The sequence below is a fragment of the Nonomuraea sp. NPDC046570 genome, from assembly GCF_040645915.1.
GTDB lineage: Bacteria > Actinomycetota > Actinomycetes > Streptosporangiales > Streptosporangiaceae > Nonomuraea.
Map to the genome: position 1 here is coordinate 1 of NZ_JBEYZF010000019.1, position 22,678 is coordinate 22,678.

The 22,678-nt window shown below is 70.7% G+C and carries 20 protein-coding genes; 8 read left to right on the plus strand and 12 right to left on the minus strand.

Translation table 11 applies throughout. The features are described from left to right. A partial coding sequence (locus tag ABZ911_RS26700; protein WP_358061336.1) for a hypothetical protein occupies positions 1–185 on the plus strand: 185 nt, incomplete at its 5' end. Positions 186–200: 15 nt separating this feature from the next. Here ABZ911_RS26700 and ABZ911_RS26705 read toward each other — a convergent pair. From ABZ911_RS26705 to ABZ911_RS26720, 4 genes are all read right to left on the minus strand, one after another. Beyond that, positions 201–962: an alpha/beta fold hydrolase gene (locus ABZ911_RS26705; RefSeq protein WP_358061339.1), complete on the minus strand. Its 762-nt coding sequence runs from the start codon at positions 960–962 to the stop codon at positions 201–203. Positions 963–971: 9 nt separating this feature from the next. Then, a complete protein-coding gene (locus ABZ911_RS26710; RefSeq protein ID WP_358061342.1) occupies positions 972–1,712 on the minus strand; it encodes an AMP-binding protein in 741 nt (246 codons plus the stop codon). A 67-nt stretch (positions 1,713–1,779) separates the two neighbouring features. Next, entirely contained in the window at positions 1,780–2,583 is an 804-nt protein-coding gene (locus tag ABZ911_RS26715; RefSeq protein WP_358061345.1) for an AMP-binding protein, read from the minus strand. A 56-nt stretch (positions 2,584–2,639) separates the two neighbouring features. Next, on the minus strand, positions 2,640–5,066 hold the full coding sequence (locus ABZ911_RS26720; protein WP_358061348.1) for a tetratricopeptide repeat protein: 2,427 nt from the start codon (positions 5,064–5,066) through the stop codon (positions 2,640–2,642). A gap of 251 nt (positions 5,067–5,317) precedes the next feature. Here ABZ911_RS26720 and typA point away from each other — a divergent pair, with 251 nt between their 5' ends. Together typA and ABZ911_RS26730 are read left to right on the plus strand one after the other, a co-directional pair. Next, on the plus strand, positions 5,318–7,171 hold the full coding sequence (gene typA, locus ABZ911_RS26725; RefSeq protein ID WP_358061351.1) for a translational GTPase TypA: 1,854 nt from the start codon (positions 5,318–5,320) through the stop codon (positions 7,169–7,171). Between the two features lie 278 nt (positions 7,172–7,449). Next, the gene (locus ABZ911_RS26730; RefSeq protein ID WP_358061354.1) at positions 7,450–9,987 is read left to right on the plus strand and encodes a hypothetical protein; all 2,538 of its coding nucleotides are present in this window, start codon (positions 7,450–7,452) and stop codon (positions 9,985–9,987) included. On the opposite strand, the gene ABZ911_RS26735 is transcribed toward ABZ911_RS26730, so the two are convergent. The 4 genes from ABZ911_RS26735 to ABZ911_RS26750 form a co-directional block, all read right to left on the minus strand. Continuing rightward, positions 9,965–10,624 (minus strand): DUF2461 domain-containing protein, encoded by a 660-nt coding sequence (locus tag ABZ911_RS26735; RefSeq protein WP_358061356.1) that lies wholly within the window; start codon positions 10,622–10,624, stop codon positions 9,965–9,967. The genes ABZ911_RS26730 and ABZ911_RS26735 overlap by 23 nt on opposite strands. A 70-nt stretch (positions 10,625–10,694) precedes the next feature. Next, a complete protein-coding gene (locus tag ABZ911_RS26740; RefSeq protein WP_358061359.1) occupies positions 10,695–11,480 on the minus strand; it encodes a polysaccharide deacetylase family protein in 786 nt (261 codons plus the stop codon). Between the two features lie 27 nt (positions 11,481–11,507). Continuing rightward, positions 11,508–11,813: a hypothetical protein gene (locus tag ABZ911_RS26745; protein ID WP_358061362.1), complete on the minus strand. Its 306-nt coding sequence runs from the start codon at positions 11,811–11,813 to the stop codon at positions 11,508–11,510. 122 nt (positions 11,814–11,935) lie between these two features. Beyond that, positions 11,936–12,511, minus strand: a complete 576-nt coding sequence (locus ABZ911_RS26750) for an XRE family transcriptional regulator (protein ID WP_358061365.1) — start codon at positions 12,509–12,511, stop codon at positions 11,936–11,938. A gap of 98 nt (positions 12,512–12,609) precedes the next feature. On the opposite strand from ABZ911_RS26750, the gene ABZ911_RS26755 reads away from it, so the two are divergent. After that, positions 12,610–13,434 carry a DMT family transporter gene (locus ABZ911_RS26755; RefSeq protein WP_358061726.1) on the plus strand — a complete coding sequence of 275 codons (825 nt, stop codon included), beginning with the start codon at positions 12,610–12,612 and terminating at the stop codon, positions 13,432–13,434. Positions 13,435–13,558: 124 nt separating this feature from the next. Here the strand turns inward: ABZ911_RS26755 and ABZ911_RS26760 are convergent, their stop codons facing one another. Then, the gene (locus tag ABZ911_RS26760; protein WP_358061368.1) at positions 13,559–14,161 is read right to left on the minus strand and encodes a sigma-70 family RNA polymerase sigma factor; all 603 of its coding nucleotides are present in this window, start codon (positions 14,159–14,161) and stop codon (positions 13,559–13,561) included. Positions 14,162–14,403: 242 nt separating this feature from the next. Here ABZ911_RS26760 and ABZ911_RS26765 point away from each other — a divergent pair, with 242 nt between their 5' ends. Beyond that, positions 14,404–15,477, plus strand: coding sequence for a PLP-dependent cysteine synthase family protein (locus tag ABZ911_RS26765; RefSeq protein WP_358061370.1), 1,074 nt, complete (start codon positions 14,404–14,406; stop codon positions 15,475–15,477). Positions 15,478–15,526: 49 nt separating this feature from the next. On the opposite strand, the gene ABZ911_RS26770 is transcribed toward ABZ911_RS26765, so the two are convergent. Then, the gene (locus tag ABZ911_RS26770) at positions 15,527–16,516 is read right to left on the minus strand and encodes an iron-siderophore ABC transporter substrate-binding protein (protein WP_358061373.1); all 990 of its coding nucleotides are present in this window, start codon (positions 16,514–16,516) and stop codon (positions 15,527–15,529) included. A gap of 99 nt (positions 16,517–16,615) precedes the next feature. Here ABZ911_RS26770 and ABZ911_RS26775 point away from each other — a divergent pair, with 99 nt between their 5' ends. From ABZ911_RS26775 to ABZ911_RS26785, 3 genes are read left to right on the plus strand one after another with little or no spacing between them, the layout of a single operon-like run. Continuing rightward, positions 16,616–17,650, plus strand: coding sequence for an iron ABC transporter permease (locus ABZ911_RS26775; RefSeq protein WP_358061376.1), 1,035 nt, complete (start codon positions 16,616–16,618; stop codon positions 17,648–17,650). Next, positions 17,647–18,723 carry an iron chelate uptake ABC transporter family permease subunit gene (locus ABZ911_RS26780; protein ID WP_358061379.1) on the plus strand — a complete coding sequence of 359 codons (1,077 nt, stop codon included), beginning with the start codon at positions 17,647–17,649 and terminating at the stop codon, positions 18,721–18,723. Before ABZ911_RS26775 ends, ABZ911_RS26780 begins: the two co-directional genes overlap by 4 nt. After that, positions 18,720–19,520, plus strand: coding sequence for an ABC transporter ATP-binding protein (locus ABZ911_RS26785; RefSeq protein ID WP_358061382.1), 801 nt, complete (start codon positions 18,720–18,722; stop codon positions 19,518–19,520). The genes ABZ911_RS26780 and ABZ911_RS26785 overlap by 4 nt, the downstream gene beginning before the upstream one ends. A 6-nt stretch (positions 19,521–19,526) precedes the next feature. Here ABZ911_RS26785 and ABZ911_RS26790 read toward each other — a convergent pair whose 3' ends face one another. Together ABZ911_RS26790 and ftsY are read right to left on the minus strand one after the other, a co-directional pair. Next, the gene (locus tag ABZ911_RS26790) at positions 19,527–21,113 is read right to left on the minus strand and encodes a tetratricopeptide repeat protein (protein WP_358061385.1); all 1,587 of its coding nucleotides are present in this window, start codon (positions 21,111–21,113) and stop codon (positions 19,527–19,529) included. A 359-nt stretch (positions 21,114–21,472) separates the two neighbouring features. Continuing rightward, a complete protein-coding gene (ftsY, locus tag ABZ911_RS26795) occupies positions 21,473–22,654 on the minus strand; it encodes a signal recognition particle-docking protein FtsY (RefSeq protein WP_358061388.1) in 1,182 nt (393 codons plus the stop codon). Positions 22,655–22,678 lie beyond the last annotated feature (24 nt).

Sequence of the window (22,678 nt, forward strand, 5' to 3'; positions counted from 1 at the left end):
GGCCGCTGGCGCGCATGCTGCGTTTCGCCGGAGCGGCGGGCGCGATCGTCGCGGGGTGGCTGGCGTGCGCGCCCCCGCGACGCTGGGCAACCGTCCGGCTACTCGAAGTATGTCCTAGATCCGCCAAGCAGGCGGATTTCTTTCCCCAAGGACTTCTCCCGACGGATACCTTCCATCCGCTCTAGGTAGACGCGTTTTACTCAGGAAAGGTTCGATACGTTTTCGAGCCAATTTCCGATTCGCCGGATCAGGTCGGGAGTGGCCGCCGACTCGGCGTGGCCGAACCCCTTCTCGATCCACAGCTCCTTGGGCTCCGCAGCCCCCTTGAAGAGCTGGTGGGCGTGCTCCAGCGGGAAGAAGGTGTCGGCGTCGCCGTGCACGATCAGCAGCGGCGTCGGCGTGATCAATCCCACAGCCTCGTACGGCGCCATCGGGATCGGGTCCCAGGTGCCGCGGGCGATCCTGGTGCGCTTGGCCATCCTGGCCGCCCACCGCCCGACCGGCTGCTCGATCGCCCAGTGCACCTGGCGCATCGGGCGGGTGCCCCGGTAGTACCACCGGGCGGGGCCGCTCACCGACACCACCGCGTCGACGCCGCCGTACAGGGCCGCGTGCCGGATGGCCACCGCCGCGCCCATGGAGAAGCCCACCACCGCGACCTTGGAGTAGCCGATCACCCGCGCGTGCCGGACGGCCGCGTCGATGTCGAGGACCTCCAGATCGCCCACCGTGCTCTCGCCGCCGGAGCGGCCGTGGCCGCGGAAGTCGAAGGCCACCACGCCGCCGGTCTCGCTCAGCACGTGCACGATCCGGCGGGCGGTGCGCTCGCGCCACGAGCCGGTGAAGCCGTGCGCCACCACGATGCCCAGTTCGCCGTGACCGCGCGAGGGCGTGTGCGAGCCGTCGACGCGCACGCCGTCCTTGGTCCTGAGCAGGACGGGATAGGACGGTGCGAGCGGCATGTCTCCAGCTTAAAGACTGCCGGCGAGAGTGTCGTCGAGCACCCGGAGCCGGCTCCCGTTCCGCAGCCTGCGGCCCAGCTCGCGGGGGGCCACGACGACGCTCACCTCGTGCTCGGCGATCAGCACCCGGCAGCCGACCAGCGTCGGCTCGTGCGCGATGACGACCTGCGCGCCCGCCATGAACGCCACGTCGAGCACCGTGAGCAGCCGCCGCGGATCGGTCACCGCGGCCAGGATCACGTCGTGTTTGCCGAACAGGCGGCGGCCCGCCAGCTCGCGGCGGTTCTCGACCATGTCGGCCTGGGTGAGGAACGGCTCGCCGGGGAAGGCCAGGGCGGGGCCGGCGATCGGCCCGAACTCCAGCTCCTGGTCACCGGCCAGGTCGTTGAACGGCGTGGTGCCCGGGGTCCGGTCGAAGGTGAAGACCTCCTGGGCGTCGGTCACCTCGGTGGCGCGCCTGCCGTACGAGATCACGAGTTTGTGCGGGCGGCCGCCGGAGCCGCCGAGCAGGACGAGCGCGCCCGCCCATGAGGCGGCGTGTACCGCGATCGGCAGGGCGCAGCCGGGCGGCAGATCGACGACCAGTGGGTCGCCCGGCCGCACGCCGCGGCGGCGAAGGCCTGCCGCGGCGTGCGTGACCCGGTGGGCGAACCTGGCGTAGGTGAGCACGGCTCCCGTCCTGACGTCGCGCGCAGCCGCTCTGTCGCCCAGTCCGGCGGCCGGCAGGAGAACCTGTTCCGTCCACGTCATGCCGCCAATCTAGAGATGGTCAACCCCTCTTGACATGCGCAGAAATATGCAACGGCCTATGTAACCCCTAGGCAGGCGGGGTACGCAGCACCACTTCCATCAGGTGCCCGTGGACGGCCAGGCGGTGGTGTTCGCCAGGCAGATGGGGCGCGACGCGGGGCGGGACGGCCGTGACGGTGACATGGTGCCTGGCGATGAGCTCGCGACACTCCGCCACCGACGCCCCCGGCGCGGTGACGACGTGGGCGCCCGCCATCAGCGCCAGATCGAAGATCGCCGACTGCTCGTGCGACTCGGTGGCCGCGACCAGGACCACGTCGCGCTCCCTGAGCGGCAGCACGGTGGTGAGCCTGCGCAGTTCGGCGACCACCTGGTCGTGGCTGAGCACGTGAACGCCGTTGAACGTCACCGCGGCCCCGCCCGCCGGCGGGCACGGCGGCCCGTCCAGGTCGCCGAACGGCGTCATGCCCGGAACCTCGCCGAAGGTAAAGATCTGCCGGATCCTGGAGTCACCCACCGCCGAGGTGGACCTGCGCGCCAAATCCTCGTCAGTGATCATCATCCGCGCCCCGCTGGAGGACAGGCGCTCGTAGAACAGTTCCAGGTCCATGTCGGCTTCCAAGGGGGTCACCAGACCGCCCGCCACCGCCGCGGCGTGCACGGCCAGCGGGTAGTCGCGGCCCGGCGGCAGATGGACCAGCACCGGGTCACCGTGCGCCAGGCCGCGGTCGCGCAACCCCGCCGCCGCCCGTTCAAGTCTCTTGACGAGCATGTCGTAGGCGAGGACCTCTCCCGTCCTCGCGTCGGTCACGGCCGACCGGCCGCCGCGGCGCCCCGCGACCCCCAGCACCACATCCGTCCAGGTAGACATGCATGTCACGGTATGAATCGTCCTGCTCGTACACATGTATAGGAATGTGCAGGCGACTAGCCATTCACGATGCGGTGCTCCAACGCCCAGGTCGCGACCTGGGTGCGCGAGGAGAAGCCGAGCTTGAGCAGGATGTTGGCCACGTGCCTGGCGACCGTGGCCGGGCTGATGACCAGCTCGTCGGCGATCTTCCGGTTCGACATGCCCTTCACCAGCAGCGCCACCACCTCGCGCTCGCGCTCGGTGAGGACCGTCGGCGTCACCAGCGGCACCGGCGCCGACGGCGCGCTGACCGGCAGCTCGGTGGCCCCGCCCGCCCGCGCGTGGGCCAGCGCGTCGTCGGCCGACATCGCCCGCCCGTGCGCGTAGAGCAGCCCGGTCCGCGCCTCCCCGAGCCCGCTCCTGGCCTTGGTGAGGATCTCCTCGGCCTTGGCCACCGACGTCTTCTGCCCGATCTCCTCGCGCAGCGAGACGACCGCCCCCGACAGCAGCACCGCGCTCTCCAGGTCGCCGCTCCGCTCGGCCAGCCCCGCCATCGCGGCCAGCCCGCGCGTGACACCGCGCCGCTGCCCGATCTTGCGGCTCAGCTCCACGCTCTGCACCAGCCGCTGCCTGGCCCGGCCCAGATCCCCCTGCTGGGTCGCCACCCGGCCCAGCTCGGCGTACGCCCGCGCGATCTCCGGCTTGGCGTCCAACGCCTCCAGGTACGGCAGGCTCGCCTCCAGATGGGTACGCGCGGTGTCCAGGTCGTCCCGGATGCGGCACAGCACGCCCAGGCTGATCAGCGCCCTGCCGATGCCCCAGAGCTGGTCGGCCTCCCGGAAGGCGGCCAGCGCCTCCTCGGCGTGCCGCTGCGCCTCCCTGAGCCGCCCGCTCAGCCCCGTGATCAGCGTGAGGCCGTTGTGCGCCATCCCCAGGTTCCACAGGTCGCCCGCCTCGGCCGCCCCTTCGAGCACCTCCTCCGCGCACGCCTGGGCCGCCTCGGGCCGGCCGGTGCGCAGGTAGATCATGGCGACGTTGTTGAGCGTGAGCCCCAGCGAGAAGCGGTAGCCGGGCCTGTGCCGCATCAGTTCCAGGCCGCGCAGCGCCGACTCCTCGGCGGTGGCCAGGTCGTCCTGCCCGAAGGCCATGTCCGCCTGGCGCGACCAGGCCTCGCCGACCAGTTCGGGCGGCACGTCGGTCAGGTCGAGCGCGAGCAGCCGTTCGTACCAGCGCCGGTTCTCCAGCCAGGTGCCGCGGACGGCCCAGATGGCGTACAGATAGCAGGCCGTCTCCAGGCCCGGCCGCGCCTGGCCCGACTCGACCGCCCAGCCCAGCGCCGCGCGGTGGTCGGCGTTGCGGTCGCCCACCCTGCGGAAGGCCGCCAGCCGCGCCTCGCCCCGCATCGGGACCATCATGGTGTCCCAGAAGTCGTCCCTGGCCCGGTCGCGGGTGACGTGCAGGTGGCGGTCGCGCAGCTCGCGCTCCTCCCCCGCCTCCCTGAGCCGGTCCAGGGCGTACTGGCCGATGGTCTCCAGCAGGCGGTACTGGGCCTGGTCGCGCTGGTCGCACTGGACGATGGACTTGTCCACCAGGCCCGCGAGCAGGTCGAGGATCGCGCTCGGCGGCAGCAGGTCGTCGCCGCAGACACGCTCGACGTAGTCCAGGTCGAAGCTGCCCGCGAACACGGCGAGTCGCCGCAGCAGGATCCGCTCCGGCATCAGCAGCAGCGAGTGGCTCCATTCGACGGTGGCCAGCAGGGTGCGGTGCCGGGCGGGAGCCGTACGGTCGCCGCCGGTCAGGAGTTTGAAGCGGTCGCTGATCCGGCCGGCGATCTGCTCGGGCGAGAGCACCGTGGTCCTGGCGGCGGCCAGTTCCAGGGCCAGGGGCATGCCGTCGAGCGCCCGGCAGAGCTCGCCGATCGCGCTGATGTTCTCCTGGGTGAGCGGGAAGCGCGCGCCGACCGAGCGGGCCCGCTCCAGGAAGAGCTGGACCGCCTCGCTGGACTCGGCGGAGCCCTTCTCCGGCAGTTCCAGCGGCGGCACCCGCCACACCACCTCACCGGCGATGCGCAGCGGCTCCCTGCTGGTGACGATCACCCTCAGTTCGGGGCAGGAGGCGGTGAGCAGGTCCACCAGCTCGGCGCACGCCTCGATCACGTGCTCGCAGTTGTCCAGGACGAGCAGGACGCGCTGCCCGCCGATCCGCTCGATCACCGTGTCGACCAGCGGGCGGCTGCCCTCCTCGTGCGCCTGCAGGACGGCCGCCACCTCGTGTACGGCCAGCTCGCCGCGGGCGATCCTGGCCAGCTCGACCAGCAGCACCCCGTCGCCGAACTCGCCGACCAGCTCGGCGGCCACGCGCAACGCGAAACGGGTCTTGCCGATGCCGCCCACACCGCACAGCGACACCACCCGATGACGCGTGAGCAACCCGGTGACCTCGGCGAGGTCCCGTCCGCGGCCGATGAAGGGATTGGGCTCGCTGGGGAGGTTGTGAGCCATGCTCCTCCCGAGAGTGGGGGCTCGATCACTCGGAGTCTCCCCGCGCACGCACGTCCCCGCAAGGGCTTCGGCGAGGCCCGCAAGCCGTATATCCGAGGTGAAACCCGGGAAACCCGGGTTGATCAGCCACGACGACCGGCGAAATCGTGCCCGTTGCACCCGCGGCACCAAGGATGGTACGGCGACCAACTAAACTAGAGGGGCCGCAACGTCCGCGGCCAGCTCCCACGATCACAGAGTGAGATCCCAACATGCCTTTGAACAGCCGCGACGACCTGCGGAACATCGCGATCATCGCGCACGTCGACCACGGCAAGACCACTCTCGTGGATGCCATGCTCTGGCAGTCGGGAGCCTTCCGGGCCAACCAGGACGTCGACGACCGCGTGATGGACTCCAACGACCTCGAGCGCGAGAAGGGCATCACCATTCTCGCCAAGAACACCGCGGTCAAGCACGGCGACATGACCCTCAACATCATCGACACCCCCGGCCACGCCGACTTCGGCGGCGAGGTCGAGCGCGGCCTGTCGATGGTGGACGGCGTGGTGCTGCTGGTGGACGCCTCCGAGGGGCCGCTGCCGCAGACCAGGTTCGTACTGCGCAAGGCGTTCGCCGCGAAGATGCCGGTCATCCTGTGCATCAACAAGGTGGACCGCCCCGACTCGCGGATCAAGGAGGTCGTGGACGAGGTCTACGAGCTCTTCATGGACCTCGACGCGACCGAGGAGCAGATCGACTTCCCGATCGTCTACGCCTCGGCCAAGGCGGGCCGCGCCTCGCTGAACCGTCCCGACGACGGCGGGCTGCCCGACTCCGAGGACCTCGAGCCGCTGTTCGACGTCATCAAGGAGACGATCCCGGCGCCGACCTACGACCCGAGCGCGCCGCTGCAGGCTCACGTCACCAACCTGGACGCCTCCTCCTACCTGGGCCGGATCGCGCTGTGCCGCATCCACCAGGGCACGATCCGCAAGGGTCAGCAGGTCGCGTGGTGCCGGACCGACGGCTCCATCCAGCGGGTCAAGATCACCGAACTGCTGATGACGGACGCGCTGGAGCGCAAGCCGGCCGAGGAGGCGGGCCCCGGCGACATCATCGCCATCGCCGGCATCCCCGAGATCATGATCGGTGAGACGCTCGCCGACCCCGAGGACCCGCGCCCGCTGCCGCTCATCACCGTGGACGAGCCGGCCATCTCCATGACGATCGGCACCAACACCTCGCCGCTGGTCGGCAGGGTCAAGGGCGCCAAGGTCACCGCCCGCATGGTGAAGGACCGGCTGGAGAAGGAGCTCGTCGGCAACGTGTCGCTGCGCGTGCTGCCCACCGACCGGCCGGACGCGTGGGAGGTCCAGGGCCGTGGCGAGCTGGCGCTGGCCATCCTGGTCGAGCAGATGCGGCGCGAGGGCTACGAGCTGACCGTCGGCAAGCCGCAGGTGGTCACCAAGACGATCGACGGCAAGGTGCACGAGCCGGTCGAGCGTCTGACCGTGGACTGCCCCGAGGAGTACCTCGGCGCGGTCACCCAGCTGCTGGCCGTACGCAAGGGGCGTATGGAGCACATGACCAACCACGGCACCGGCTGGATCCGGATGGAGTTCGTGGTGCCGGCCCGCGGCCTGATCGGCTTCCGTACCGAGTTCCTCACCGAGACCCGGGGCACCGGCCTGGTGCACCACGTGTTCGAGGCGTACGAGCCGTGGTTCGGCGAGCTGCGCACCCGCCAGAACGGCTCGCTGGTCGCCGACCGCTCGGGCCCCGTCACCGCGTTCGCGATGACGAACCTGCAGGAGCGCGGCATCCTGTTCGTCGGCCCCACCACCGAGGTGTACGAGGGCATGATCGTCGGGGAGAACTCGCGCTCCGACGACATGGACGTCAACATCACCAAGGAGAAGAAGCTCACCAACATGCGCTCCTCCACGGCCGACGTCACCGAGACGCTGGTGCCGCCGCGGGTGCTGTCGCTGGAGCAGGCGCTGGAGTTCATCCGCGAGGACGAGTGCGTGGAGATCACGCCGGAGAGCGTGCGCATCCGCAAGGTCGTCCTGGACGCCTCCACCCGAGGCCGCGCCGCCGCCCGCGCCAAGCGCGCCAACTGATCCATCCACCGACGGCCCGCCCCCCTCAGGGAGGCGGGCCGTCGGCGTTGAGCTGGGATACCATCCAGCCGCAAGTGGATTACCTCCGGCTCCGTCCATGCTGGCGGGGAGAGGGAGGGACGCCACCATGGGAAGCGTAAACATTCGGGTCAATCTGGCCATTTTCATCACCTGGCTGACCTTCGCCGCCATCCTGACGCTGCTCACCTAGAGCACCTGTAATCACACCGTTACCGTCTGCGGTGGTGCACAGCGGGTGCTGAGCGGATCATCGTGGTGTGGGAAGGCTCCAGAGGATCGTCGCCCTGGCGCTCGCCGCGCTGTCGGCGGGGGGAATCATCTGGTGTGCCGTCGCCGCCCGAGCGGTGCCCGGCGGCACACCGGCCGCCCCGGCTCCCCCGGTCAACGTCTGGTCGCTGTTGTCCGACGACCCCGCCTCGCTACGCCCCACGACCCGCCAGGCCACCACCGAGGTCACGATCACCCGCGCGTCGGAGGCCGACCTGCGCGACATCCCGCGGGGACGGCTGGACGATCGCAGCCTCCAGGTGAAACTCACCCTCGCCCACCGCCTGACCATGGACCAGGACGACCCGCTGGTCACACTGGTCAGACAGGGCACGGACTTCCCACGGCGGCTGCGCTCCTTCATCGACGACGGCTTCGGCCCGATGAAGGTCGAGAACGCGCTCGTCCTCGGCCCGACGACCCGGCAGGCGCCGGTGATCGTCACCGAGAAGGGCATGACCACGGTCACCTTCAGCGTGACGATGCTCCGCCAGCTCGGCGCCGACCAGGTGATGGAGCTCTGGTTCCACCGGCCCACCGCCTCCCCCAGCCTGGTCGACCAGCGCAGGATCACCCTGCACCCCGGCGAGTGGACGGTCCTGCAGCTCCTCGGCATAACGCCGGAGCGCGAGGAGCGGGCGCGGCTGGAGTTCACCGCTGGCCGGTTCGACGTGACCGTGAAGCTCGTCTACGGCTCCTTCGGCTTCCCCGACACCGAAGGCCGCGACGAGATCTCCTGGGCGCCCGTGCTCGGCATCGTCACCGCGCTGGTCCTGGTCGTCTTCCTCTACCGCGCGCTGGGCACCGCCTGGTGGCGGCGGCCGGCCAACCGCGAGCTGGTGATCAGCGTGGTGCTCGCCGCCGCCGCGCTGCTCTCGGCCAGGTTCACCGGGCAGTGGGTGTTGATCGGCGCGGCCACGCTGTTCGTGCTGCTGCCCGCCGTGGCCGTACGGCACGCCGCCAGGATCCTGCCCGTCCGCGCCCCGTGGACCTTCCCCGACGTGCTGGCGCTCACCGGCCTGGCCGTGCTGATCGCCGGCGGCATGCTGTACTGGTCGGCCTCCTATGAGCAGGTCTCCGTCCCGGTGCTGGCGACCGGCGGCGGCGTGGCGGTCGTGGGCGCTGCGGGCGCGGCGGCGGCGGTCACCCTGGACCTCGGGGTGCGCCGGCTCTCCGCCCGGCTGGCACTCGTCGCGGCGGGCGCGGCGATCGGCGTGCTGGCCCTGGTCCTGTGGCTGCGCGCGGTCGAGTCCGGCGCCTACCCGCCGGACAGCGTGCGCCTGGTGCTGGGCCTGTGCTGGTCGCTGATCCCGATCGCGGGCCTCGCGGTCGCCACCCGGCGCTGGTCACGCGGCGCGATCGCGTCGGCGGTGCTGCTCAGCCTGCTGCTGCTGGGCTGGCCGGCCGAGTGGCTCGACCCGGGCTCGTGGAGCCTGCCCGCGAACGAGCTGCAGGTGCCCCCGGCGACCTTGTGGGGGCTGCCGCTCAACCATGTCGTCAGGGGCGCGCTCGGGCTGGTCCTGCTGACGTTCGCGCTGCTGGTGCTGCGGCTCAGACGCCTTGGCCATACGCTCGGCGCCATCAAGAGCGCGCCCGTGCGGGCCTCGATGATCGCCTGCCTGATGATCCTCCATCTCACGCCCAGGGACAGCGAGCCCATCTTCGACCTGGACGTGACCGTGCCCGCGCTGACCGTGACGTCGCTCGTCGCCTGGGCGGTGGCCAGATGGCTGCTCGCCGGGCCGCGCCCCGAGATCGCCGAGCCCCGCTCGCCGGACGAGCACCGCAGGCTGGTCAAGGAGGCGCTGCGGCGGCGCGTGCTGCACCTGTCGGAGCAGGAGCTCTTCCGTTCCGGCCGGGCGAGGCTGGGCGCGGGCGAACTCAGCATGGAGCACTTCGAGCGGCAGCACGCCGAACTGGACCAGGCGCTGGAGGCGGGCGGCGGCCGGGAGACCGCCTTCGCCTCGGCCTCAGGCTGCTCCCCCTGGGAGAACGGCGCCCACGCGTTCATCGCGAGCCTCCCGCTGAGCGTCCCGTTCTCGATCGTGGTGTACGGCTGGCCGTCCGGCCCCGACGTCACCATGTACCTCTTCGACGCCCGCTACCTGTTCACCCTGCCGGCCTTCGGCTTCTTCTTCGGCTACTTCTACCCGCGCCTGCGTGGCACCCAGCCCATGACCAAGGCGCTGAACCTGATGGCCGGCGGTCTGGTGACCGAGCTGTCGCCGTACATCCCCGCGCTGGCCGAGCCGGACCTCGGCATGCCGGACAAGGTGCAACTGGTCGCCATCGTGGTCGGCCAGGTGGCGGTGGTGTGCATGGGGCTGGGGCTGTTCTGGGAGTGGCGGATCATGTACCTGGCGGGGGAGCCGTGGGGCCGGGTGCGCAACATCCGCAGCCTGCGGAGCCTGGCCACCCCGCTGGTCGCGGTGGCGATCGCGGCGGGCACCACGGCCGCCACCTCGGCGACCGGTCAGACCGTGGACCGGATCCTGAAGGGCGACGTCAACGCCGTCCAGCAGAAATGAGCTCGCTGCCGCGCACATGCGCGGCGACCCACTCCACCAGCGGCCCGTAGTCCCGCCATGTCGCACGGACCCGCTCGCCGGCCTCCGGGGTGTGCACCCACGGTTCGGGCTCGTAGCGCCGCCCGCAGTGCAGCGACCGGTGCCGGAGCAGGTCGAGGCGGGGGTGGTCCTCGGGCACGCCGCGCGGCCTGGTCTTGAGCCGATCGCCGTCCACGGTGTAGCCGCGGTCGCGCAGGTCGGCGACGATCCGCTCCAGCGGCTTGCCGGACAGGTCCTGGTCGACGGCCGCGCGGTAGCGGGCCACCTGGTCGGGCGCCTGCGTGTAGAAGCCGCCCGCGGTGTACAGCCCGGAGGCGCCGACCTCCACGTACAGGCCGACGCCCGGCTGCACGTCGATAAAGGCGCCCTGATGGTCCTTGTAGGGCGACTTGTCCTTGGCGAAGCGGACGTCGCGGTAGGGGCGGAACAGCTTCGCGGTGCCGAACTCCTCCGCCAGTTCCTCGACCAGGGCGAGCATCGGCGCCCTGACCGCCTCTTCGTAGAGGTGCCGGTGCAGGGTGAAGTACGTCTTGGAGTTGTCCGCCTCAAGGCCCTCGTAGAACACGAACGCCTCGTCGGGGAAGCCGGTGAATCCCATGCCGCCAGCCTGCCATGTGCCGCCGACTGGTCAGCGCCGCCCGCGGTGTAGCCGCGGATGACGCTGTCGATCACCGCTCGGTGTACTTCCTGCCCGGTGCGGGCGTCGAGCCGTACAGCTCGGAGATCGTGACGAAGGTGTAGCCCTTGTCGAGGAGGGTGTCGAGGATGTGCGGCACCGCGTCGACCGTGCTGCTGTGGATGTCGTGCATCAGCACGATCGAGCCGGGCTTGGCGTCGCAGGCCCGCTTGGCGACGATCGAGCGCACCCGGTCGCGCCAGTCGAGCGTGTCGACGTTCCACAGGATCTGCGCCAGCTTCTCGTGCCGGGTCTCGGCCGCCACCCGGCCGTCGGTCGAGCCGTACGGCGGCCGCATGACCCGCATCCGCACTCCCGTCAGCCGCTCCACGAGATCCTGGGTCCGTTTGAGCTCACTCCTGACGCCGTCGGTGGACAGCGCGGTGAGCTGCGCGTGGCTCCAGGAGTGGTTGCCGAGCTCGTGCCCGTCGGCGACCATGCGGGGCAGGGTGTGCCGGCCGTTCTCCTCCACCATCTCGCCGACCAGGAAGAACGTCGCCCTGACCCGGTGCTTGCTGAGCATGTCGAGCAGCTTGTCGGTGTACTTGCCGGGGCCGTCGTCGAAGGTCAGCGCGATGCACTTGGCCCGCTTGCAGTCGATCTTCCTGGTCGTCGGCCAATCAGGCTGGATGGCGATGAGTTTCTTGGCCAGGGCCAAGGGATCGATCGGATCCGGTGTCCTGACCACCCTCGGCCGCATCTCCACGGTCGTGGTGGTGACCGTCCCGCATCCTGTCAACGCGAGCCCGGTCGCGATCAGCACCGCCCCGACGCGCATGCGTTCCCCCTGAAGCGCAGCGGGGGGTCACGGATAGTCCTGTGCGGAGCCCCCCCTCAGCTCCTTGGCCAGGTTCTCCCACCAGAGTGGGATGTCCGCCTGTAGTTCCGTATAGCGACGCGCCACCCTAATGGCACATCCAACCGGATCCGTACCCAGATGCCGACGCTTCACCACGCCTTCCTTCCAATGGAAGAACCCATCGCCATAGCGGACGACCAGGCCGATCCATACGGAAAGGGTTGCGTCATCGCCTATCTCGTAGGCGGTCGTCACGCCGAGCCCCGTAAGCTCCGCGCGAAGCTTCTCGATCGCCGCACGGGACTCAGTCACCCGTAACCCCCTGTCGAGGATGTGTCGCACAAAGGTGATGTACCCAGGAGTCGAGCGCGGTCACGGGCAACCACATAGAGCAATCATGGGGCTCCAGGTGGTGATCGGGGGTGTGATCGCCGCTATTGGTCCGGGGCCTCTTTTGGCTCGGCCACGACCATCACGAATCTGAGTTCCTCGTCGCCCTCGTTGGCGTACCGGTGCGGGCGGTCGGCGGTGAAGAGCACGGCGTCGTCGACGCGCAGGCGGTGGCTCTTGCCGTACGCCGTGAGGGTGAGCTCGCCCGCCAGGACGGTGAGCATCTCGCGGGTTCCGGCGGGGTGGGCGTCGCCGTCGTGGTGGTCGCCCGGGGCGAGCCGCCAGTCCCACAGCTCCAGGATCATCGGCGCGTCGGCGCCGATCAGCAGCCTGGCCGCCCCCTCCCCCTGCGGGAACGACACCACCTCGGCCGCCTTCACGATCCGCACCACGGGTACGTCGGAGACCTCCACGAGCCTGGCGACGGTGACGCCGAGGGCGGAGGCGATGCGGGTGAGCGTCGAGACGCTGGGATTGGTCCTGCCCTGCTCGATCTGGACCAGCATGCCCCGGCTCACGCTGGAGCGGGCGGCCAGCGCGTCCAGCGTCAGCCCCCGGTGCGCCCGCTGGGCGCGCACGTTGTTGGCGATGGCGGCGGTGATCGTCTCAGCGTCCATCATGAGTGCATTCTAGTGACAAATTGGTACATTATGCTGCACTCTCTAGATTGAACTAACAGTGCAACCCATTGACCTAGCGAAGGTGCCCCTTGACTGCGGTGATTCTGGCCACAGCCTGCGCGATCGTGTACGGCACAGCCGACTTCTGCGGCGGCCTGGCCACCCGCCGCTCCCGCGTGCTGTCGGTGGTCGTGCTCTCCCAGACGGCCGGGATGATCCTGGTCATCGCCCTGCTCCCGGTGCTGCCCGGCCAGGCCAGCGACGGCGCCCTGCTCTGGGGGCTGGCCGCGGGCGTCGCCGGGGTGACCGGGCTCGTCCTCTTCTACCGGGCGCTGGCGACCGGCGTCATGTCGGTGGTCGCGCCCACCACGGCGGTCACCTCGGCCGCCCTGCCCGTGCTGTTCGGCCTGGTGAGCGGCGAACGTCCGGCGCTGATGGCGATGATCGGCGTGGTCCTCGCCCTGCTGTCGGTGCTGCTGGTGAGTCGGAGCCCCCGGGGCGAGGGCGCCACCTCGCTCTCCTCGATGCTGGTCGCGCTCGCCGCGGGCGCCGGGTTCGGCGGGTTCTTCATCCTGCTCGCCCAGGCGCCCGAAGGCTCGGGCATGTGGCCGCTGCTCGGGGCGCGGCTCGCCTCGGTGAGCATCGTCGTCGTGGTGGCCGTGACCACCCGCCGCTCGCTCAAGCCGTCCGGCGGCTCGATGGCCATCATCGCCGCCGCCGGGCTGCTGGACATGGCGGCCAACGTCCTCTACCTGCTCGCCGAGCAGCGCGGGCTGCTCAGCCTGGTCGCCGTCCTCGTCTCGCTGTACCCGGCGAGCACGCTGCTGCTGGCCAGGTACGTGCTGGGTGAGCGGCTGCGGGCGGTGCAGATGGCGGGGGTGGCGTTCGCGCTGGGGGCGGTCGCGCTCATAGCCGTTGCGTAGGGGGCGCTGGGCGGCGAGGTGGCCGGCTACCACCCGAGCCCGAATCCCTGCGGGGATACGGGCTCTGGATCAGCAGGCAACTCTACGGCGGCACGCTTCGGGTGCGGCTGCACATGGGGCTGGGCTAGGCGGCTGCCCGCTGGGCGGGCAGGCGCACGGCGCCCTCCTCCTTGGCGTACTCCTCCAGCATGCCGCGGAGCTGGCGGCGGCCACGGTGCAGGCGGGACATCACGGTACCGATGGGCGTGCCCATCCGCTCGGCGATCTCCTTGTACGCGAAGCCTTCGACGTCGGCCAGGTAGACGGCCACGCGGAAGTCCTCGGGGAGCGAGCGCAGGGCGTTCATCACCGCGCTGTCGGGCAGGCGTTCAAGGGCCTCGGTCTCGGCCGACTTCAGACCCGTCGACGTGTGCGACTCCGCGGCGGCGAGCTGCCAGTCCTCGATCTCCTCGGCTGCGGAGAGCTTGGGCGAGCGCTGCTTCTTGCGGTAGTCGTTGATGAAGTTGTTGGTGAGGATCCGGTGCAGCCAGGCCTTGAGGTTCGTCCCCTCGCGGAACTGGTGGTACGAGGTGTAGGCCTTGGCGACGGTCTCCTGGACCAGGTCCTCGGCGTCGGCGGTGTTGCGGGTCAGGCGCATCGCGGAGGCGAAAAGCTGCGAGGTCACGGGCACGACGTCGCGCTCGAACCAGTCCTGACGCTGCTCATCGGTCATTGAGATCAAAATCATTCCCCCTTGCGCTGTCCCCCTTGAGCCCTGCCCGGCCCGTGAGCCGTCTGGCCACAGAACTATCCTCGCAAACCCCACGTAAGGGCCGCGTTAGCAGTTCCTCCAGGTCAGGGGGCTGAACAGTCCAATCGCTCGCGGCGTGCGCTGTCACGTCCACGGCCGGACAAGTCTCATTATCGTAACACTCTCCCCTCAATATCGCACTGAATGTGGTCAGAGTCACATGAGATAGGTTATGCGGCATGGAATACCTGGACCGTCACGACAGTCGCACCCGGACTTGGGTAGCCGAGGCCATCCGCAAGGTCGAGGCCGATACCAACCGGAGTTCCGACACACACCTCCATGTGTTCCCGCTGCCCTCTCACTGGGGGGTAAACCTCTACCTGAAAGACGAGTCGGTGCACCCCACCGGTTCACTGAAACACCGACTGGCCCGCTCTCTTTTCCTGTACGGCCTGGCCAACGGCTGGATCGGTCCCACCACCACGGTCGTCGAGGCGTCCAGCGGCTCGACCGCGGTCAGCGAGGCGTACTTCGCCAGGCTCATCGGGGTGCCGTTCATCGCCGTGATGCCCGCGTCCACCTCGCCCGAGAAGATCGCGCTGATCGAGTTCCAGGGCGGCAAGTGCCATCTGGTGGATGACCCCGGCGCCATCTACGCGGAGTCGCACCGCCTGGCCGCCGAGTCCGGCGGGTTCTTCATGGACCAGTTCACCTACGCCGAGCGGGCCACCGACTGGCGCGGCAACAACAACATCGCCGAGAGCATCTTCCACCAGATGTCGATGGAGCCGTACCCCGTGCCCGCCTGGATCGTCGTCGGCGCCGGCACCGGCGGCACCTCCTCCACGATCGGCCGCTACATCCGCTACCGCTGTCACAGCACCCGCCTCGCCGTGGTCGACCCCGAGGGGTCGGCCTTCTACGCGTCGTGGAAGTCCGGCGACCCCGACGCCACCGCGCTCGGCTCGCGCATCGAGGGCATCGGGCGGCCCCGGGTGGAGCCCTCGTTCCTGCCCGGCGTGATCGACCGCATGATCCAGGTGCCCGACGCGCGCTCGATCGCGGCGATGCGCTGGGCCAGCGAGGTGACCGGGCGGGACGTGGGCGGTTCCACCGGCACCAACCTGGCCGCGGTGGTCGAGTTGATCAAGGAGATGCGCGAGGCGGGCGAGCAGGGCAGCATCGTGACGCTGATCTGCGACGGCGGCGAGCGCTACCGGGGCACCTACGACAACGACGCCTGGCTCGCCGAGCGCGACCTGGACATCCACCCCCACCTGGCCGACCTGCGCGCCTTCCTGGCCTCCTGAACGGGAAGAACCCCGCGCCCTGCCGGGCACGGGGTTCCTTCGAGGCTGGTCAGGCCTTGGCCGGGTCCACGGAGAACTTGGCGGCCAGGTCGTCGAGGATCGCGTGCGCGCCCTGCATGCCCACGGCGCTCATCCAGGTCAGGTCGCTGACCTCGTGCTTGGTGCCCTTCAGCTTGCCCCACAGCGGATTGCCGACGAACTTCTCCTTGGGCCCGTCCGTGGTCGGGTCCGGGTAGGTGGAGACGAAGATGTGGTCGGCGTCCAGGTCGGCGATGCGCTCCTGGCTCACGTCGACCGCGATCGCGTCCGGCTTGGTCGGCTGGCCCTCCGGGCGCGGGAAGCCCACGTCCTTCAGCACGACGCCCGAGTAGGAGTTCTCGACGTACAGCCGGGTGGTCGGCTCGCCGGCGAAGCGGACGATCGAGATGGTCGGCAGCTTGCCGTCTTTCTTCTTGATCTCCTCGCCGATCTTCCCCGCCCGCTCCTCGAACTGTTTGATCTTGGTGTCGGCGAGTTCCTCCTTGCCCAGGGCCTTGCCCATGAGCCGGATGTTGTCCTTCCAGATGGCGCCGGTCGTCTCGCTGAAGACGGTCGGGGCGATCTGCGACAGCTTGCTGTAGAGGGCCTCGTGGCGGACCTTGGCCGAGACGATCAGGTCGGGCTTGAGCGCCATGATCTTCTCCAGGCTGGGCTGCTCCAGCGAGCCGACCGCGGTGGCGTCCTTGCCGTACTGCTCGACCAGCGGGCCGAGGTACTCGGGCAGCTTGTCGTCGATGCTGCGGTAGGTGGTGTAGCCGACGACCTGCGTCTCCAGGGTGAGGACCGCGTCGACGAAGCTCTGGTCGAGCGCGACCACGCGCTTGGGCTGCGTCGGGATGACAGTCTCGCCCATGGCGTGCGTGATCGTGGCGAACGCCTCAGCCGCCGCGGGCTTGGCCGACTCGGACGGCGCCGCCGTCGTCGTGGAGCCGCAGGCGGCGAGTCCCACGGTCAGCGCGAGTCCGGCCACGCCCATGGCCACGGCGCGAAACGTTCTCATGAGGAACCCTTTCGAATAGGTTAGGCAAACCTCATTTAGGTTACCCATGCCTAAACTGGCATAATTCACCAGGATCCGGCAAACGACGAGGAGGCCCAGGTGAGCACAGCGGTGGCCCTGCCGCGGCTCCGTCACGTGCGACACCGGCGACTCCTCACGCTGACCGCTCTCCTCGCCGCCGTCGCCGTCGCCGTCGTGCTGAGCATCACCATCGGCTCCAAGCCGGTGCCGCTCACCGACGCCTGGCACGCGCTGACCGCCTCCACCGGCACCGAGAACGACATCATCATCCGCTCGCTGCGCCTGCCGAGAACCGCGATCGGCGTGCTCGCCGGCATCGCGCTCGGCGTCGCCGGCGCGCTCATGCAGGGACACACCCGCAACCCGCTGGCCGACCCCGGCCTGCTCGGCGTCACCCAGGGCGCCGCGTTCGCGATGGTCGCCAGCATCATCGTGCTGGGCGCCACCAACCTGTACGCCTACATCTGGTTCGGCCTGGCCGGCGCACTGATCGCCAGCGTGGGCGTCTTCGCCCTCGGCATGGTCGGCGGCAGCGGCGGCCCGACACCCGTCACGCTCGCCCTGGCCGGCACCGCGGTCAGCGCCTTCCTCTACGCGCTGACCTCCGCCCTGGTCCTGGTGGACGAGCAGGCGATGGACGTGTTCCGGTTCTGGCAGTCGGGCTCGATCGCGTCGCGCGGGCCCGCGGTGGTCTGGCAGGTGCTGCCGTTCATCCTCGTCGGCCTGATCCTCGCCATGATCAACGCGCCGGGCCTGAACGCGCTCTCGCTCGGCGAGGACGTGGCCCGCAGCCTCGGCCAGAACATCGCGCTGACCAGGACGATCGGCGTCGCCTCGGTCACCCTGCTGGCCGGCGCCTCGGTGGCGGCCTGCGGCGCGCTCGCCTTCATCGGGCTGATCGTGCCGCACCTGGCCCGGCCGCTGTCCGGCACCGACCACCGGTGGCTGCTGCCGTACTCGGGGCTGGTGGGCGTGGCGCTGCTGCTGGTGGCCGACGTGATCGGGCGGGTCGTCGCCCCGCCCGGAGAGCTGGAGGTGGGCGTGGTGCTCGCGCTGATGGGCGCGCCCTTCTTCATCGCGCTGGTCCGCCGCAGGAAGCCGGTGCGGCTGTGAAGACCGGTGCCGCTGTGAAGGCCGGCGGCCTCCCGCTGCGCGCGGCCCGCACCTCCTGGCTGGTACGGCCCCGCGCCCTGCTCGTCACCCTGGGCGGGCTCGTCGCCCTCGTGCTGCTGATGGCGCTGAACATGCGCATCGGCGACATCGAGATGACCGTCCCCCAGGTGCTCCGCGCCGTCGTCGACAGCAGCGGCGGCGACCACTTCGTGGTCATGGAGCTGCGCCTGCCCCGGGCGCTCACCGGCGCGCTGGTCGGCGCCGCGCTCGCGCTCGCGGGCGCGATCATCCAGTCGATCGCCCGCAACCCGCTGGCCAGCCCGGAGATCCTGGGCGTCACCACCGGCGCCTCGGTCGCCGTGGTCGCCGGCGTCGTGTTCAGCGGCAGCGCCGCGGGCGGGGTCAGCGGCCTGCTCGCCTCGGTCGGCATCCCCGCCCTCGCCGTCATCGGCGGCCTCGGCGGCGCGGCGCTCGTCTACGCGCTCGCCTGGCGGCACGGCCTGGACGGCTTCCGCCTGGTCCTGGTCGGCATCGGCGTGGCCGCGGTGTTCACCAACGTGAAGTACTGGCTGCTGACCGTCGGCGACGTCAACGACACCGGCAGGGCGATGGTCTGGATCACCGGCTCGCTGAACGGCCGGGGCTGGGAGCACGTCGTGCCCGTCGCGCTCGCCCTGGCCGTCCTGGTGCCGCTGACCCTGCTCGGCACCCGCTCGCTCAACGCCCTGCGCTTCGGCGACGACACCGTCATCGCGCTCGGCGTCCGGATGAACCTCGCCCGCGGCCTGCTGATCCTGGGCGCGGTCATGCTCTCCGCCGCGGCCACCGCCTCGGCCGGGCCGGTCGCGTTCGTCGCCCTGGCCTCGCCGCAGATCGCGCTGCGGATGACCCGCTCGGCCCAGCCGCCGCTGATCGCCTCCGCGGTCGTCGGGGCCGTCCTCATCACCGGCGCCGACCTCGTCGCCCGCACCGCCTTCGCCCCCACCGAGCTGCCCGTCGGCGTCGTCACGGCCGTCCTCGGCGCCCCCTACCTGATCTATCTGCTCACCCGCATCCGGAAGGGCCGCACATGAGACTGCAGGCTGTCGGCGTCACGCTGGGCTATGGCGACCGCGTCATCGTGGACGGCCTCGACCTCGGCATCGAGGCGGGCACGGTGACCACGATCATCGGCCCGAACGGCTGCGGCAAGTCCACGCTGCTGCGCGCCCTCGGCCGTCTGCTGAAGCCGTCCGGCGGCGAGGTCCTGCTCGACGGCAAGCGGATCGACAAAATCCCGACCCGCGAGGTGGCCAAGGTCCTCGGCATGCTCCCGCAGGCGCCCTCGGCCCCTGAGGGCCTGACCGTGGCCGACCTGGTGGCCAGGGGCCGGCACCCGCACCAGACCTGGTACCGGCAGTGGTCCTCCGACGACGAGTCCGCCGTCGGCGCGGCGCTGGCCATGACCGGGCTCGCCGACCTGGCCGAACGGCCGCTCGACGAGCTGTCGGGCGGCCAGCGGCAGCGCGCCTGGATCTCCATGGCCCTCGCCCAGGGCACCGACCTGCTCCTGCTCGACGAGCCGACCACCTTCCTCGACCTGGCCCACCAGGTCGAGGTCCTGGAACTGGTACGGCACCTGCACGAGGAGTCCGGCCGGACCGTCGTCATGGTGCTGCACGACCTCAACCTGGCCGCCCGCTACGCCGACACGCTGGTCGCCATGCGCGACGGCCGGGTGATCGCCGCCGGGAAGCCGCACGAGGTGCTGACCGAGGACCTGCTGCTGGAGGTCTTCGAGCTGGAGGCCAAAGTCATCGACGACCCGGTGGCCGGCACCCCGCTGGTCGTCCCGATCGGCACCAGCGCCGCCCGGCGGCAGGCCGTCTGACGGGCTTCACAGCTCGTCCAGGGCTCGCCGTACGTCCTCGTCGTGCGGTGCCAGGGCCTGGGCCCTGAGCAGGTCCGCGCGGGCCTCCTCGGTCCGGCCGGCCGCGCGCAGCGCGACGGCGCGGTTGAAGCGCGTCCCCGCGTCGTCGGCCAGTTCGATCGCGTGCGTGAGGTCCAGGATCGCCTCCTCGACGTCGCCCGACTCGAAGGCCAGCACCCCGCGCCCCGCCCAGGCGGCCGGCAGCCGGGCGTCGCGCTCCAGCGCCGAGTCGAAGGCCTTGCGCGCCTCGTCCGGCCTGCCCTCGGCGCTCTCGATCTGACCGAGCACGCACAGCAGGTACGGGTTGGCGTGGTCGCGCTCGGCGTCCGCCCTGGCCCGTGCCAGCTCGCCGCGCGCGACCAGCAGCCCGGCCCGGTTGACGTAGGCGTCGGTGAAGCCGGGGTCGAGCTCGATCGCGTAGTCGAGGTCGGCCAGCGCGCCGTGGAGGTCGCCCGTGGCGTACCTGATCTCGGCGCGGTTGTAGTGCGGCTCGGGGAAGGGCGGGCCGGCCCGCATCGCGCTCTCGTAGTCGGCCAGCGCCTCGTCCAGGCGGCCGAGACGGTGCAGCAGGTTGCCCCGGTCGATGTAGTAGTCGGGGTAGCCGGGGTCGGCGGCGATGGCCGCGTCGAACTCGGCCAGCGCCCCCGCCAGGTCGCCCCGCTGGGCCAGCAACTGCGCCCGGTTCGCGCGCAGCACGAGCCGGTGGATCGGGTGCGCGTCCGGCAGGTCTCGTTCGGCCAGCTCGATGGCCTGCTCGACCAGCCGGAACGCCTCGTCCACGCGGCCCCTGCGGACCTGGACCAGCGCCTTGCCGTTCAGGTCGAAACCCAGGTGGAAGGCCCGCTCCCGCCGGTCGGGCAGCAGCGAGGTGAGCGCGACGGCCTCGTTGATCCAGGACAGCGCCTCGTCGGGGTCGCGCCTGCTCGGGTCGTGGTGGCGGACCAGCAGCATCGCGGTGGCGTAGGCGGCCGTGGCCCGGTTCTTGGGGTCCGCGCTCACCCTTCTCGCGTGATCGAGCAGCGCCCTGGCCTCGTCCTCGCGGTCGAGCGCGGCCAGCGCGGTGGTGGTCCTGTGCAGGAGCGTCCACCACTGCTCGCCGTCTTCCTCGAACCGTTCCAGCAGCCGCGCCCCGGCCTCGGCCATCGCATGGTGGAAGCCTTCGTTGCGGTACCTGAGCGTGTCGTCGGGCACGCCGCCCGGCTGCCGCTCGGTCGCGGGCTGCCGGACGACCGTCAGCAGCGCCGGGTCGACCCGGCGCGCGAGCACCTGGAGGAACTCCACGTCGGTGGCGTCCGCCTCGTCGGCGTTCGCCACGACGAGCTCCATCGGCCCGCGCCGGGCCAGGTGGTCCCGGACGAACTCGGCCAGCCCGTTGGCCAGCCTGAGCGTACGGCGGGGCGCGGGCACCAGGATCCGTTCCCCCTGCGGCAGGCTGTCGGCCAGCGACACCCGCCTGGCCGGCACCAGGGCGTGCAGCTGCGGGGCCGCGACCCTGATCTCCAGGTCATGCTCGTGGACGATCTCCGGCCACCGCTTGAGGGCATACGGGACCATCAACTCCAGCAGCCCTCTCGCCAGCGTGTACGGCCCGCAGAGCCGCCGGTCGGCGTCGAGGATGGTGTGGCTCAGCTTCGCTCCCGTGCTCAGTGCGCCAGAAAAGCAGAGGGGCCGGCGCCTTCACCGATGGCGCCGGCCTCGGGGCCTGAAAGATCAGGCCGCGTGCTTGGGAGTCGCAGCACCGGACAGTCTGATCGTACCGGGCTTGTGGACGACAACCTTCTTCATGAACCCTCTTTCCGATCAATTGCAGACGATCGCCCAATACCAGCACGGGAGCAGGCGACCGACAAGCCTCTGGCCGGTAAGGGACATTTCCCCATCCATCCCCTTACTCTGGCCCAGAGGGAGCGCTCTCACTCGCCGACGATCGCGTCCACGAAGACCTCGGGATCGAAGGGCGCCAGGTCGTCCGGGCCCTCGCCCAGCCCGGCCAGCTTCACCGGAACACCCAGCTCACGCTGAACCGAGATGACGATGCCGCCCTTGGCGGTGCCGTCCAGCTTGGTCAGCGCGATGCCGGTGACGTTCACCACCTCGGCGAACACCTGCGCCTGGCGCATGCCGTTCTGGCCGGTGGTGGCGTCCAGGACGAGCAGCACCTCGTCGACCGTGGCCTTCTTCTCGATGACCCGCTTGACCTTGCCCAGCTCGTCCATGAGGCCGGTCTTGGTGTGCAGGCGGCCCGCCGTGTCCACGATGACCACGTCGGCCTTCTGCTCGATGCCCTTGGCCACCGCGTCGAAGGCGACCGAGGCGGGGTCGCCGCCCTCCGGGCCGCGCACCACCTCGGCGCCCACCCGGTCGCCCCAGGTCTGGAGCTGGTCGGCGGCGGCGGCGCGGAAGGTGTCGGCGGCGCCGAGCACCACCTTCTCGCCGTCGCCCACCAGCGCGCGGGCCAGCTTGCCGGTGGTGGTGGTCTTGCCGGTGCCGTTGACGCCGACGATCAGCACCACCGCGGGCCGCTCCCCGTGCGGCTTCACGTGCAGTGTGCGGTCCAGCTCGGGGCCCACCTGGGCCAGAAGCTGCTCGCGCAGCAGGGCCCTCAGCTGCTCGGGGGTGCGGGTGCCGAGCACCTTCACCTTGGTGCGCAGCTCCTCGACCATCACCCGGGTCGGGGCGACGCCCACGTCCGCGCCGATCAGGCTCTCCTCGATCTCGTCCCACACCTCGTCGTCGAGGCGGTCGCGGGAGAGCAGCTCCAGCAGGCCCTTGCCCAGGGCGTTCTGCGAGCGGGCCAGGCGCGAGCGCAGGCGGACCATCCGGCCCGCCGACGGCGGCGGGACCTCGACCTCGGGGGTGACGACGACGGGCTCGGCGGGCTTGACCGGGGGCGGCAGCGTGGTGGTCGCCCCTTCGCCCTCCTCACCGGCCGGAGCCGGTTGCTTGGCCTCCTGTTCCGGTAGCGGGCGCTCCTGCGGCGGCACGACCGGCGGCGGTGCGGTCTTGCCACCCGGCCGGAACAGCAGGAACATGCCGCCGGCCGCCACCAGGGCGACGACGACAACGATCACGATGATGCCGAGGTAGTCCGTCACAAGAGGCCAGTTTTCCAGATAGCC

What these genes read in the sequence shown, in the direction of transcription:
- ABZ911_RS26705 (WP_358061339.1), bottom strand. Translation starts at nt 962, where the DNA reads ATGCCGCTCGCACCGTCCTATCCCGTCCTGCTCAGGACCAAGGACGGC.
- ABZ911_RS26710 (WP_358061342.1), bottom strand. Translation starts at nt 1,712, where the DNA reads ATGACGTGGACGGAACAGGTTCTCCTGCCGGCCGCCGGACTGGGCGAC.
- ABZ911_RS26715 (WP_358061345.1), bottom strand. Translation starts at nt 2,583, where the DNA reads ATGTCTACCTGGACGGATGTGGTGCTGGGGGTCGCGGGGCGCCGCGGC.
- ABZ911_RS26720 (WP_358061348.1), bottom strand. Translation starts at nt 5,066, where the DNA reads ATGGCTCACAACCTCCCCAGCGAGCCCAATCCCTTCATCGGCCGCGGA.
- typA (WP_358061351.1), top strand. Translation starts at nt 5,318, where the DNA reads ATGCCTTTGAACAGCCGCGACGACCTGCGGAACATCGCGATCATCGCG.
- ABZ911_RS26735 (WP_358061356.1), bottom strand. Translation starts at nt 10,624, where the DNA reads ATGGGATTCACCGGCTTCCCCGACGAGGCGTTCGTGTTCTACGAGGGC.
- ABZ911_RS26740 (WP_358061359.1), bottom strand. Translation starts at nt 11,480, where the DNA reads ATGCGCGTCGGGGCGGTGCTGATCGCGACCGGGCTCGCGTTGACAGGA.
- ABZ911_RS26750 (WP_358061365.1), bottom strand. Translation starts at nt 12,511, where the DNA reads ATGATGGACGCTGAGACGATCACCGCCGCCATCGCCAACAACGTGCGC.
- ABZ911_RS26760 (WP_358061368.1), bottom strand. Translation starts at nt 14,161, where the DNA reads ATGATTTTGATCTCAATGACCGATGAGCAGCGTCAGGACTGGTTCGAG.
- ABZ911_RS26765 (WP_358061370.1), top strand. Translation starts at nt 14,404, where the DNA reads ATGGAATACCTGGACCGTCACGACAGTCGCACCCGGACTTGGGTAGCC.
- ABZ911_RS26770 (WP_358061373.1), bottom strand. Translation starts at nt 16,516, where the DNA reads ATGAGAACGTTTCGCGCCGTGGCCATGGGCGTGGCCGGACTCGCGCTG.
- ABZ911_RS26785 (WP_358061382.1), top strand. Translation starts at nt 18,720, where the DNA reads ATGAGACTGCAGGCTGTCGGCGTCACGCTGGGCTATGGCGACCGCGTC.
- ABZ911_RS26790 (WP_358061385.1), bottom strand. Translation starts at nt 21,113, where the DNA reads ATGGTCCCGTATGCCCTCAAGCGGTGGCCGGAGATCGTCCACGAGCAT.